Origin of the sequence: Pseudomonas sp. MWU12-2345 (assembly GCF_023242385.1) — a bacterium.
In the GTDB taxonomy this organism is placed as follows: domain Bacteria; phylum Pseudomonadota; class Gammaproteobacteria; order Pseudomonadales; family Pseudomonadaceae; genus Aquipseudomonas; species Aquipseudomonas gingeri_D.
The window spans coordinates 127147-139624 of sequence record NZ_JALLJA010000004.1; the positions used below are offsets into that span (position 1 = coordinate 127147).

At 63.2% G+C, this 12478-nt stretch carries 13 protein-coding genes; 4 read left to right on the forward strand and 9 right to left on the reverse strand.

Annotated features, from left to right (window positions below; genetic code table 11):
• Window positions 1–12: 12 nt before the first annotated feature.
• Complete coding sequence (locus M5C71_RS10780; RefSeq protein WP_103496651.1) at window positions 13–762, forward strand: enoyl-CoA hydratase; 750 nt, start codon at window positions 13–15, stop codon at window positions 760–762.
• A gap of 3 nt (window positions 763–765) precedes the next feature.
• On the opposite strand, the gene M5C71_RS10785 is transcribed toward M5C71_RS10780, so the two are convergent.
• The 3 genes from M5C71_RS10785 to pyk form a co-directional block, all read right to left on the reverse strand.
• Window positions 766–1086: a hypothetical protein gene (locus tag M5C71_RS10785; RefSeq protein ID WP_152738115.1), complete on the reverse strand. Its 321-nt coding sequence runs from the start codon at window positions 1084–1086 to the stop codon at window positions 766–768.
• Between the two features lie 25 nt (window positions 1087–1111).
• A complete protein-coding gene (locus M5C71_RS10790) occupies window positions 1112–1300 on the reverse strand; it encodes a hypothetical protein (protein WP_152738117.1) in 189 nt (62 codons plus the stop codon).
• A gap of 198 nt (window positions 1301–1498) precedes the next feature.
• Complete coding sequence (gene pyk / locus M5C71_RS10795) at window positions 1499–2950, reverse strand: pyruvate kinase (protein WP_152738119.1); 1452 nt, start codon at window positions 2948–2950, stop codon at window positions 1499–1501.
• Window positions 2951–3122: 172 nt separating this feature from the next.
• Here pyk and M5C71_RS10800 point away from each other — a divergent pair, with 172 nt between their 5' ends.
• Both M5C71_RS10800 and M5C71_RS10805 read left to right on the forward strand, forming a co-directional pair.
• Complete coding sequence (locus M5C71_RS10800; RefSeq protein ID WP_103496655.1) at window positions 3123–3497, forward strand: hypothetical protein; 375 nt, start codon at window positions 3123–3125, stop codon at window positions 3495–3497.
• 238 nt (window positions 3498–3735) lie between these two features.
• On the forward strand, window positions 3736–4095 hold the full coding sequence (locus tag M5C71_RS10805; RefSeq protein WP_103496684.1) for a PilZ domain-containing protein: 360 nt from the start codon (window positions 3736–3738) through the stop codon (window positions 4093–4095).
• Window positions 4096–4118: 23 nt separating this feature from the next.
• On the opposite strand, the gene M5C71_RS10810 is transcribed toward M5C71_RS10805, so the two are convergent.
• The 6 genes from M5C71_RS10810 to M5C71_RS10835 are packed head-to-tail and all read right to left on the reverse strand — an operon-like array spanning window position 4119 to window position 10861.
• Window positions 4119–5450, reverse strand: a complete 1332-nt coding sequence (locus M5C71_RS10810; protein WP_248767804.1) for a DUF58 domain-containing protein — start codon at window positions 5448–5450, stop codon at window positions 4119–4121.
• Window positions 5451–5463: 13 nt separating this feature from the next.
• Entirely contained in the window at window positions 5464–6480 is a 1017-nt protein-coding gene (locus tag M5C71_RS10815; RefSeq protein ID WP_100938794.1) for a MoxR family ATPase, read from the reverse strand.
• Window positions 6477–7640 carry a DUF4350 domain-containing protein gene (locus M5C71_RS10820; protein WP_248767805.1) on the reverse strand — a complete coding sequence of 388 codons (1164 nt, stop codon included), beginning with the start codon at window positions 7638–7640 and terminating at the stop codon, window positions 6477–6479. The genes M5C71_RS10815 and M5C71_RS10820 overlap by 4 nt, the downstream gene beginning before the upstream one ends.
• The gene (locus M5C71_RS10825) at window positions 7637–9172 is read right to left on the reverse strand and encodes a DUF4129 domain-containing protein (RefSeq protein WP_248767806.1); all 1536 of its coding nucleotides are present in this window, start codon (window positions 9170–9172) and stop codon (window positions 7637–7639) included. The genes M5C71_RS10820 and M5C71_RS10825 overlap by 4 nt, the downstream gene beginning before the upstream one ends.
• On the reverse strand, window positions 9159–10139 hold the full coding sequence (locus tag M5C71_RS10830) for a stage II sporulation protein M (protein WP_152738129.1): 981 nt from the start codon (window positions 10137–10139) through the stop codon (window positions 9159–9161). Before M5C71_RS10830 ends, M5C71_RS10825 begins: the two co-directional genes overlap by 14 nt.
• The gene (locus tag M5C71_RS10835; RefSeq protein ID WP_248745086.1) at window positions 10136–10861 is read right to left on the reverse strand and encodes an RDD family protein; all 726 of its coding nucleotides are present in this window, start codon (window positions 10859–10861) and stop codon (window positions 10136–10138) included. The genes M5C71_RS10830 and M5C71_RS10835 overlap by 4 nt, the downstream gene beginning before the upstream one ends.
• A 171-nt stretch (window positions 10862–11032) precedes the next feature.
• Here M5C71_RS10835 and sbcB point away from each other — a divergent pair, with 171 nt between their 5' ends.
• Window positions 11033–12469, forward strand: coding sequence for an exodeoxyribonuclease I (gene sbcB, locus M5C71_RS10840; protein WP_103496661.1), 1437 nt, complete (start codon window positions 11033–11035; stop codon window positions 12467–12469).
• The last annotated feature ends 9 nt before the right edge of the window (window positions 12470–12478 follow it).

A 12478-nucleotide genomic window follows, 5' to 3' on the forward strand; every position in this document is an offset into this window, starting at 1 on the left:
AAGAGAGTTCCAATGACTGACGCGATTGTGCTGGAGCGCCAAGGCAGCCTGCTGACCTTGCGCCTGAACCGTGCCGACAAGAAAAACGCCCTGACCCGCGCCATGTACAGCCAGTTGGGCGAGGCGCTGCGGGAGGCGGATTCTGATCCCGAGATCAATGCAGTGTTGATCTGCGGCAGCAGTGAGTGTTTCACCAGCGGCAACGATATCGCCGACTTTCTCGAAGAGCCGCCGAGTGCTCTCGACAGCCCGGTTTTTGCCTTCATGCGTAGCCTGCTCGATTGCCGCAAGCCGGTGATTGCCGCTGTTGCGGGCCCGGCCGTGGGGATCGGCACGACGTTGCTGCTGCATTGCGACCTGGTGTACGTCAGCGCGGATGCCCGTCTGCGCATGCCGTTCGTCAATCTGGGGTTATGCCCTGAATTCGGCTCCAGCCTGTTGCTGCCGCGTCTGCTCGGTCATGCCCGGGCGGCGCAGTTGCTGCTGCTGGGCGAGGGCTTCAGCGGCGAGCAGGCGGCGACCTGGGGCCTGGCCACCGAGGCCTTGCCCAGTGGCGAGTTGGCGCTGGCCAAGGCGCGGGAAGTGGCGCTGCGCTTCGATCAACTGGCCTCGGCGGCGGTGCAGGTCAGCAAGCAATTGATGAAGGACCCGGATCGCGAGCAACTGCGCCAGGTGGTCGAGGCTGAAGCTGTGTTGTTTATCCAGCGGCTGCGCTCGCCCGAGGCGATTACGGCGCTTTCGGGTTTCATGACCCGGCGTTGAGCGTCAAGGTTTCCCGGACGACTTTGCTCGATGCCCGGGTTGCATGAGACTCGAATAGGCGGAGATCACCGACACCCACGTCAGCGCCAGTGCGCCGACCAGGATACTGTCCTTCTGTTCTCGCAAAATCCCCAGTTCGTGGGCGCTGGAAAAATAGGTCAGTGAACCCAGCGCGATGGCCGCCACGACTCCCTGGCAGGCGGTGATGATAATCACCGCGTGGATCAGTTCCGCGGGTTTTCGGTAATACAGGGATCGTCCCAGATAGAGGGCGATAAGAATCAGGCCGGCGATAATCGAATAAGAGGTCTGTTCCAGTGTCATGGCACCCTTCCTTGGGTCGGTAGTGTCAGGTGGGTGTTGTGACCCATAATCCGGCCAGGGCGCCCAGCAGCAAGCCTGCCAGCAGTGCACCTCCCATGTTGGGGAAGAGCATGCCGGCCAGGCTGGCGCCCCCCAGTGTTGTGGCGATCATCTGGATGTCCATCATCCGGCTGAAGGGGGGGCGGGTGATGGGAGGACAGTTTCGGTCTTTCATAGCGCTTCTCCTTGCCGAGGCTTTGGTGTGCATCCGGCGGTCAAGTGACAAGGCTAGCCTGTCAGCTGATCTATGTGCCGACACTACAGTGAAAAAAGAAAAAGCCTACACGGCCTCCGCGGCGGTTTTTCTCCCAGGCATGAAAAAGCCCCGTCCTCTTGCGAGAGGCGGGGCTTTTTTACGGCTGGGTTGCGAGGATCAAACCAGTGGGTCGCCCACGTGCAGGATCTTCATGCCGTTGGTGCCGCCGATGGTGTGGTAGCTGTCGCCCTTGGTCAGGATGACCCAGTCGCCTTGCTCGACCACGCCGCGCTTGAGCAACTCGTCCACGGCAGCCTGGCTGACTTGCTCAGGCGGCAGCGAGGCCGGGTCGAACGGTACGGTGTAGACGCCACGGAACATGGCCGCGCGGGCCTGGGTTTCACGGTGCGGGGAAAACGCGTAGATCGGTACCGAGGAACGGATCCGCGACATGATCAACGGCGTGTAGCCGCTTTCGGTCAGGGCAATGATGGCCTTGACGCCCGGGAAGTGGTTGGCGGTGTACATGGCCGCCAGCGCGATGCTCTGGTCGCAGCTTTCGAAGACCTTGCCGATACGGTGGCTGGAGGTCTTGCTGGTCGGGTGCTTTTCAGCGCCGACGCAGATACGCGCCATGGCCTGCACCGCTTCCAGCGGGTAGGCACCGGCAGCACTTTCGGCCGAGAGCATCACGGCGTCGGTGTAGTCCAGTACGGCGTTGGCTACGTCGGACACTTCGGCGCGGGTCGGCATCGGGTTGAGGATCATCGACTCCATCATCTGGGTCGCAACGATCACCGCCTTGTTGTGGCGACGCGCATGCAGAATGATTTTCTTCTGGATACCCACCAGTTCGGCGTCGCCGATTTCCACACCGAGGTCACCACGGGCAACCATCACCGCGTCGCTGGCCATGATCAGGCCGTCGAGGGTTTCGTCGTCGGCCACGGCTTCGGCACGTTCGATCTTCGCCACCAGCCAGGCGGTACCGCCGGCCTCGTCGCGCAGCTTACGGGCGTATTCCATGTCGGCGGCGTCGCGTGGGAAGGATACCGCGAGGTAGTCCACTTCCATTTCTGCGGCGAGCTTGATGTCGGCCTTGTCTTTTTCGGTCAGGGCCGGGGCAGTCAGGCCGCCACCGCGACGGTTGATACCTTTGTGGTCCGACAGCGGGCCACCGATCAACACCACGCAGTGCAGCTCGGTGTCGGTCGCGGTTTCAACGCGCATGACCACGCGGCCGTCGTCGAGCAGCAGTTCGTCGCCGACGCCGCAATCCTTGACCAGGTCCGGGTAGTCGATACCGACGACCTGCTGGTTGCCCTCGGTCAGCGGATGGCCGGTGGAGAAGGTGAAGTGATCACCGACCTTGAGTTCGATACGTTTGTTGGCGAACTTGGCGATACGGATCTTCGGGCCCTGCAGGTCACCCAGCAGCGCGACGAAGCGCCCGTGCTTGGCCGCGAGGTCGCGCACCAGCTTGGCACGAGCCTTGTGCTCGTCGGGAGTACCGTGGGAGAAGTTCAGACGGGCAACGTCCAGGCCAGCGAGGATCAGCTGTTCGAGAACTTCCGGCGAGTTGCTGGCCGGGCCCAGTGTGGCGACGATTTTAGTACGACGAACGGACATGCAGAGACTCCTGAGTTCAAGCGCAGCGAAAGGCTACTATGCTCCTCTGCTGTAGTCATTGTTCATTTGCACTACTTTTCAGCGAATGATTTTTTTCGAATAGGTTGTTTGGCGAACACTCTGGAGATTTTCGCCAGCGGGTCGATACACTAGCAAGAACAGGAGACCCCCCATGCGAATTTTGCTCGTTTTAGCCCTGGCAGCCAGTGTGGTCGGTTGCACCCGCTGGTCGATGGACAGCCATCTGAACAATGCCTATCGGTCCTATGATCGCGGCAACTGTGAAGACGTCATGCTGCAGTTGTCCAAGGTTGACCGTGAGAGCCGTACCCGGCAGTACATCCAGCCGGAAGTGTCGATGCTGCGCGGCCAGTGCCTGGAGCGCCAGAAACTGTTCGTCGACGCGATACAGACCTATCAGTTCATCCTCACCCAATACCCTTACAGCGAGTATGCATACCGCGCTCGGGCGCGCCTGGAAACCTTGCGCCAGCTGGGACACGCTGAGGGGGCAATGCCGGCTCAGCCGAGTCCCGCCGCTTTGTAGTTCGCCGCTTTGTCATGATGGTTGAAATATCAGCTGGCTCTCTGCCAGCTTTGCGCTAGTCTTTGAGTGTATGGTTTCAGTTTTATCAATTCTTTTGAATTGAAAACCATGGCTCGGTAGATGTTTGCGAGAAGGCGATTTGCCGTTATCGCGCCGAGGCCAAGGGAGAGCAGGACCGTTCGTCTGCTCCGAAGCATTAGCGCAGCCATGCTGAATGGCCTATACAGCGATCATTGCCATGCCTACTGACCGTCGAATCGAGCGGCATCAACTGCCTTATTTTCTGCAAGTGTTCAATCGTTATACCGGCAAGCCCATTGGCTACCTGGGCAATGTCTGCGAAGAGGGGCTGATGTTGATCAGTCAGTTACCCTTGCTGGTCGACGCCGAGTTCGAGCTGCAACTGAAGCTGCCACTCAGCGATGGCACCCAGCAAATGATTGATCTGACCGGCCGCTGTCTGTGGTGCCATGAGGAGACCACTCCCGGTTATTACGACTCGGGGTTTACGCTGGGTGAGTCATCCCCGGAGTATCTGCAACTGGTGGCGGCGTTGCAGCACTACTTCAGCTTCCATCCGTTGGAGGCTTCCGCTTAGCGCGGGACTTCAGGGCTGGGGTCCTAAAGGGTTCCGGCTCTTTTCCAACTCAGATAGCGGCTGACCAGATCGGCCCCGAGTTCGCTCGGGCGGGCGTCGAGTACCGGTACGCCGTGGGCGGCCAGTCGTTCATGAAGAGTGGCCCGGGCATTCAGGTAATCCACGGTGCCGCAGTAGGCCAGGGCTTCAGGCAGGGTCTGTACCGGCGCCTGGCGCAATTGGTCGAGCACTTCTTCCCTCAGGCTGGCCACCAGCACCCGATGTTGGCGGCCAAGACGTTTGACGGCGGTCAGCAGTGCCTCATCGTCGTCATCGCGCAGATTGGTCACCAGTACCACCAGGGCCCGGCGTTTCTGTCGGGCCAGCAGTTGGCTGGCTGCGGCCTGGTAGTCCGCCGGGCGCTGGGTGCTGTTCAGGTCGTAGACACTGTTGAGCAACACATTGAGCTGACCCTGGCCCTTGACCGGGGCGAGAAAGCGCGGCTGCTCGCCGGCAAAGGTGCACAGGCCCACCGCGTCGCCCTGGCGCAAGGCCACATAGCTGAGCAACAGGCAGGCGTTGAGGGCATGGTCGAAGTGCGCCAGCTCACCGTCCTGGCTGCGCATCCGCCGCCCGCAATCGAGCAGGAAGACGATCTGCTGGTCGCGCTCATCCTGGTATTCCCGGGCAATCGGCGTGCGTTGCCGGGCGGTGGCTTTCCAGTCGATCTGACGCAGGCTGTCGCCTTCGCGAAATTCGCGCAACTGGTTGAATTCCAGGCCCAGGCCGCGACGCTGGCGTTGGCGTACGCCGAGTTGGCTGAGCCAGTTGTCGACGGCCAATAACTGGGCGCCATAAAGGCGGGCGAAATCCGGGTAGACACGGGTCGCATCGGCCAGCGCCAGGTAGCGTCGCTCGGACCACAGGCCCAACGGGCTGGGCAGGCTGACTTCGCAACGCGCGTAGCGAAAATGGCCACGGCTCAAGGGCCGCACGCGATAGGTCAGCTCGCTGCCTTCGCCCGGTTGCAAGGTAATGGCTTGGGGCAGGTTGGCGAACGCCAGGCCATCGGGAACGTGATCGAAGAGCTGCACCCGTAGGGGCGTGGGGTGGTCGTGACTGAGTTCGAGGTGCACTTCGCCCCAGCGCCCCAATGCCAGGCTGCCGGGCAGCTTGCGTTTCACGTGCGGCGAGGGCAAGCGCCTGAGTCGAGCCCCATCCAGCAGGCTCAACAGCAGCAAGGCCAGCAGCAAGCCCCAGCCAATCGAGCCAAGGCGCTCGGGCAGCTCGACGCCCAGGGCCCTGAGGGTGCCCAGGCCAATGCCCAGCGCCAGCAGGACACCCAGCCAGATCAACAGCAGCCGTGAAGGTCTCATGGACGCGCGGGCCTCACTGGCGCGGTGCCGGGACCTGGTCAAGCAGTTGCTTGAGCACCTGGTCGACCGACAGCCCTTCGATATCCAGCTCGGGGGCGATTCGTACCCGATGCCGCAGTACGGCCAGGGCGCAGCCCTTGATATCGTCCGGGATCACGAATTCACCGCCGCGCAGCAAGGCTCGGGCCCGGGCGCCGCGAACCAGGGCAATGGAGGCCCGCGGTCCGGCACCGAGGGTCAGGCCCGGCCAGCTGCGGGTGGCCCGGGCCAGGCGCACGGCGTAGTCGAGGACCTGCTCGTCCAGCGGCAACTCGCTGGCGATCCGCTGCAAGGCCAATACATCCTTGGCCTGCAACAGGGTGCGCAGGGGTTGTACTTCGAGCATGTCGGCCTTGGTCGAGCGGGTCACTTGGCGGACCATGTCCAGCTCCTGCTGGGCATCGGGGTAGTCCATGCGCAGCTTGAGCATGAAACGGTCCAGTTCGGCCTCGGGCAGCGGATAGGTGCCTTCCTGTTCGATCGGGTTCTGGGTGGCGAGCACCATGAACGGCTGGGCGATGGGCAGGGCGCGACCTTCGAGAGTGACCTGGCGTTCCTGCATGGCTTCGAGCAGCGCCGCCTGGGTTTTCGCCGGGGCACGGTTGATTTCGTCCGCCAGCAGCAGGTTGGTAAACAGCGGGCCCTTGCGCAGTTTGAACTGTTCGGTCTGCAGGTCGTAGACCGCATGGCCGGTGACGTCGCTGGGCATCAGGTCGGGGGTGAACTGGATACGGGCGAAGTCGCCGCCGAAGCAGCGCGCCAGGGCCCGCACCAGCAGGGTCTTGCCCAGCCCGGGGACGCCTTCGAGCAGCACATGGCCACCGGCGATCAGTGCGGTGAGCACGTCGTCGATCACCCTGTCCTGGCCGATCAGCACCTTTTGCAGTTCGTGGCGCACCGCCTGGGCCAACTGGCTGGCGCGATGGCGCTGCTGCTGGGCATGGGCCTCGGCGTCAACCGGGCTGGTCGGTTCGGCTTGTTGTTCGCTCATAGGGCATTCCTGAGGGTTTGCAGGTGGGCGACCTGGCGACTGAAGTCGACGCTGGAAAGGCGTTGCCTGGGTCGCGGGCGCAAGGCCTGGCTGATGGCGCTGGTGGGTTGGCGGGTCAGGCGCGCGAGCACCTGCCATTGTTCGGCAACGCCGAGTCGTTCGAAACCGGGGTGACGCTTGCGGGCCCGGCGCAGGATGTCCTGTTGCAAGGCCTGTAGCAGGGCTTCATGGCCGCTGCGACGGAGCAGGAAGTCGGCGCTGGCCCGCAGGTGTTCCTGCAATTGTCGGCGCGCCCGGGACGCCGGGGCCTGCAGCGGTCCCTGGCGCAGGCCGACATGCCACAACCACAGGCCGAGGAGGGTGGCGAGGGCGACCAGGGCCTGGGGGAAGTAGCGCCACAACAGGGTGAGCAGGTTGTCGTGGTCGGTATTGAACAGCAGGGTCACGTCGCTGTCCTGGGCCAGGTACCAGAGCAGCCAGGCGTTGTCGTAACGGCCGATGGCGTGGTTGGTCCAGAGGTCGGCGTCGGTCAGCACGGTGACCGTACCGGCGCCGTACTCCAGTTGCATCAAGTGGGTGGAGGTGGCGCTGTTGGCCCAGGATTGCGCCAGGTTCTTCGGGTCGGACAAGTGGAACGCGGTGTCGAAACTGAAGTAGGCCGGAGCGTCTTCGTCTTCCAGGTACATGCGGGTCAACAGCGGGTAACGCTCGTCTTCCGGTTCCGGGCCGTCGCCCTTGAGGTCCTTGCTCAGCAACTGGTGCAACTGCACGCGGTCGAGCAGCAGGTCGCCACTGCTGCCGGTCTTGGGATTCCACAGGGCCTCGGCGACGAACAGCAGCCGCCCACCGGCCCGGGCCCAGTTGAGCAACTGGTCGGCCTGGCGCGGGGTCATGTTCGAGCGCTCGCCCAGCAGCATCAGGTTCCGCCCGCGCGGGTCGAGGCCGGGCAGGATATCCAGGCTGTTGGCATGGGTGACTTTCAGGCCACGCTGGCGCAGAAACTGCTCGGCGGCCAGGTAAGGGTTGGCGCGGGCTTCGGGCGAAGGGCCGTGATCGATGACCTCTGTGTAGGGTGTGGCCTTGTGATAGAGGTAGAGGCCGACGCCTGCGAGTACCGCCAGCAGTGCCAGGCCGATCAGCCAGGACAGGCGCCGGTTCATCGGACGGCTCCCGGACCGAACAACTGTCGCCAGTTTTCGCACAGCGCCTGTTGCTGGTGGGCTGTTGGCAGGCGATGCCCGTAGGCGAGGTTCTGCCAGTGGCGGGTCAGTTCCTGGCTGAAGGCCTGCAGAGCGGGTTCCGGTAACTGACCGAGCCGTTCGAGGACCTGGCCTTCGGTATCGGCGCTTTTCAAGGGCAGTTGGTAGTCATGCAGCAGGCGGCTGAGCAGACCACGGTAGAGCAGGCTCATGGCTTCGCGCGGCTGCTGGGGCCAGAGGGCCTCGGCGCTGGCGGCGATATCACCGGGCAAGCTGTCGATGTCCAGCGCCAGGCCGAACAGTTGCGGCGTGGCGCTCGGGACGGCTTTGGCCCGTGGCTTCGGGCGCCGGCCGACAAAGGTTTGCAAGCCATTCCGATAGCGCCAGGCCAACCAGGCCAGCAAGCCGAACAGCGCCGCCCAGAGCAGAATCTCCAGGCTTTGGGCGAGTGTGCCGACGATACGGCTGTCAAAACGCTCCAGCAGGGCCTTCAGCCAGCCGGAAGAGGCTTTGTCGCCAGTCTTGGCGGACGCTTCGCCCAGTCGCCAGCGGGTGACGGTTTCCGGGTTCTTGAACGGCGGTGCCTGCAACTGTGCCTTGATCGCGTCCTGGGAGGCCTGGCTGGTCAGCGGTTGCTTGAGCAGCCTTGGTGTGTCTGGTGCCGGTGGTTCGGCGGCCATGACCGGTGACGCGAAGGGCATCGACAACAGGCCGACGCCGAGCAGCAGTGCGGCGACCACCGGCAGCAGGCGCTGGCGCAACTGGCGGAAAATCAGTTCGATATCCCAGGCTTCCAGCACGGTCCTGCGGTTGAGGTAGAGGCTGAAGCCGCAGGCGATATAAATCGGCTCCCAGAGGATCAGGATCAGCGCGTAGAAGGCGTTGCTCAGGTGTTCCAGCCAGAGCCACTCGTGCTGGGCGGCGAACAGCAGTTTCTGCCAGTGCCAGTCGATATCGATCTGCCGGGGCAACAATAGATAGAACACCGCCATCAGGCCGATCCACAGGACATATTCCAGATGCGCGCCGATCAGCGTCAGCCAGCGCGCCGCGCTCAGGCTCTGGGGCAGGAGTACTCGCAGGCGCTGCTGGCGGGCCTGGCCGTCGAGGCCTTCGAGTTGTTGCACCGGCAAGGTGAAGCTGCGAGTCAGGCTCAGGCGCCGCCAGGTCAGGCTCGCCAGCAGTTGTGGCTTGAGCAGGCGCGGCCAGGCCTTGATTGCCTGTTTCAGGGTGGGTGTATCGCCGAACAGGGCCGTGGACAGGATGTACAGCGGCAAGCGCTCGAATGCCGGTTTCAGCCACCAGAACAGCAACAGGGCGATGGAGGGATGTTCCCAGAGCAGCAGGCTCAGGAGGGCGAAGACCGGCAAGGTGACCAGTGCCCAGGAACCCATCAACAAGCCGCGATGTTGCTGGGCCAGCAGCACGCCGAGGTCCATGGCTTCCCAGGTGCTGCGGGGGCGAATGGCAACGCTGGCGTCAGTCAGGCGCATGCTGGCTCCGTCCGGCCAACAGCAGATAGGCGCCCACCAGCAGCCAGAGCCCCGCGCCCACCGTGTATTTGAGCCGTGGCGCGAGATGGCTCATGGACGACCAGTAGGCTTCGATAAAGGCGGCGATCAGCAAGAACAGGATCACCCCGCCGACCATCTGGATACTTTTCTGCGCGTTCAGGCGCAGGGCCTCGCCACGGGACAGGCGTCCCGGCGCCACCAGTGCCCAGCCCAGTTGCAGGCCGGCGGCCCCGGACAGGACGATGGCGGTGAGTTCGAAGGCGCCGTGGCCGATGACAAAGGACCAGAAGGTCTGCCCGTAGCCGATCTGGGTCAGGTGACCGGCCACCGCGCCGATGGTCAGGCCGTTGAACAGCAGGAAGAACAGGCTGCCGAGGCCAAACAGCAGGCCACCGGCGAAGGTCTGAAAGGCAATGCCGATGTTGTTCATGATGTAGTAGCCGAACATCACCCAGTTTTCACTGGAGGCTCGCGCGACGGTGCGCCCCAGGCGACTGGCGGCGGGGTCGTACATGGCTTGCATGTCGGCGACCTGCTGCGGGCTGACGATGCTGTAGACCAGGTCCGGAAACAGATAGATCAGCAGGCCGGTCAGCCCCAGGCTGGCGAAGAACAGCACCCCGGCGACCAGGACGAACGGCCATTGTTCGCGCACCAGGCGGGGGAAACCGGCGAAGACGAACCCCAGCACCGAGGCGCCGAGGTGGCTGCGATGCCGATAGAGCTGCTGGTGCCCACGCAAGGCCAGCTGTTGCAGGGCATCGACCAGATGGCTGCTGTAGCCGCGTTCCTGGGTCAGGGCCAGTTGTTGGCACAGGCGGCGGTAATGGGCTGGGAATTCGCGCAAGTCGGTGGCTTTCGCCTTGCCGCGCTCCATCTGCTCGAGCCATTGGGCAAAACGTTGCCACTCGGGCTGATGGCGGCTTTCAAAGAGGCTCTGTTTCATAGCGGGCCCAGCAGTCCGTGGGCAATGCCGTTCAATTCAGCCGCGGCCCGGGAGGCCGGCACGCCCAGGGGCGTGGCCAGCAGCGCCGCGAGTTCGCGGGTGCGTTCGGCGCTGAGGTCGCCCTGGCGTTCGGCGAAACTCAGCACGGCGCGTTGTTCCGCCAGATGCAGGATGAAAGGCGCGCTACGGGGTGTCGCCTGGGGCAGGCTGGGACGTGGCAACGGCTGTTCGCGATAGACCACCAGCGTGCCGCCGGCCAGGTCGCCGAGGCGCTTGAAAGTCGGGTGTTGCAGGCAACTGACGGCGCCGAGGAAATAACCGAACGGCAGCATGTCGACAAAACGCAGCAGGTTACGGGTCAAGGAAGCGGCCCAGCCGATTGGCGTGCCGTCATCATGCACGACCCGCAGGCCCATCATCTGCTTGCCCGGCGAGCGGCCCTGGTTCAGCACTTCGAACAGCACCATGTACCACCAACTGACCAGGAACAGCACGATCGAGCCGAGACCCAGGCCGAGCTTGCCCAGCAGCATCAGGCTGCTCAGCAGCACGCCGAGCAGCACGCCGCGCACGCCCAGGTCGATGGCGAACGCCACTGCCCGCACGGGCAGGCCGGCCGGACGCAGGGGCAGGTCGATACCTTCCGGGGTTTCGACGCGATAGTAGGTGTCCAGGGGTGTTTGCAGCGCAGTCTTCCTTTTCGGTGCTGAAATCGACGACAAGATGGCCGGTCCTTGCGGACAGAGGCCCGATCCTAGCCAGCGGCGTCCGGCTAAGCAACTTAACTCTGTAATGAACGGTATCGAAGTTGCTGCGCCCAGTTGTTACGGGATGCTGGTCCGAGGGGGCGCTGAGCGCCTAGACTGCGTCGGTCTTCTGTTCAGGAACCCGCCGTGACCTCCATCTTCTGGTACGACTACGAAACCACCGGGATCAACCCGCGCTCTGATCGCGCCTTGCAGGTGGCGGGCATCCGTACCGATGCCGAGCTCAACGAGATCGATGAACCGGTCAACCTGTATTGCCGGCCCAGCGAGGATATCCTGCCGCACCCGGCGGCTTGCATGATTACCGGCATCACTCCGCAGCAACTTGCCACGCAGGGCTTGGTCGAGGCCGACTTCATGACCCGCGTGCACGCCCAGTTGTCCCTTCCGGGGACCTGTGGTGCTGGCTACAACACCTTGCGTTTTGACGACGAAGTCACCCGTTACAGCCTGTATCGAAACTTTTTCGATCCCTATGCCAGGGAGTGGCAGGGTGGCAACAGCCGTTGGGACCTGATCGATGTGGTGCGGGCGGCCTATGCACTGCGTCCGCAAGGCATCGTCTGGCCCGAGGAGGACGGACGGGTGACCCTCAAGCTCGAGCGCCTGACCGCGGCCAATGGCATCGATCATGGTCACGCCCATGAAGCCTTGTCCGATGTGCGTGCCACCATTGCTCTGGCGCGGTTGATCCGCGAGAAACAGCCGAAGTTATATGACTGGCTGTTTCAGTTGCGCAGCAAACAGCGGGTCATGGATCAGATTCGTCTGTTACAGCCGATGGTGCATATTTCCGGACGCTTCTCGGCCGCGCGTCATTACCTGGGGGTGGTCCTGCCGTTGGCCTGGCACCCGCGTAACCGCAATGCCTTGATTGTCTGTGATCTATCCCAGGATCCGCAGCCGTTATTCGATCTGGATGCCGAAACCTTGCGCCAGCAGCTGTACATCCGTCATGAGGCGCGTGCCGAAGGACAACTGCCGGTGCCGCTCAAGTTGATTCATGTCAATCGTTGCCCGGTGGTGGCGCCGCTAAAGGTATTGCGTGGCGAAGACCAGAAACGTTTGCAGTTGGACATGGCGCTTTATGAGGCGCGCCGCCAGCAACTGAGTGAGGCCCAGGAAGTTTGGCGGGATAAAGTCCAGGCCCTTTATGCCGGCGAAGATTTTGCCCCCAGCGAGGATCCGGAGCAGCAGTTATACGATGGCTTTATCGGCGACCGCGACCGGCGTTTGTGTGAGCAAGTTCGCAGTGCGGAGCCCGAGCAGTTGGCGCGCGGGCAATGGCCTTTCGATGATGAGCGGTTGCCGGAATTATTATTTCGTTACCGGGCACGCAACTTTCCCACCAGCCTGAGTGAAGAAGAGCAACAACGTTGGCGGACATTCTGCCGACAGCGTCTGACCGAGGCGGCGTGGGGCGCGCCGAATACCCTGGCGGATTTTACCGAGCACCTCATGAAGTGTTTGCCGAATGCAACACCGGTGCAGCGTCAGGTACTGGAGCAGTGGCAGGACTATGCACACTCTTTGTGCGCACGCTTTAACGTGACGGTCGGTTAAACACGCCCA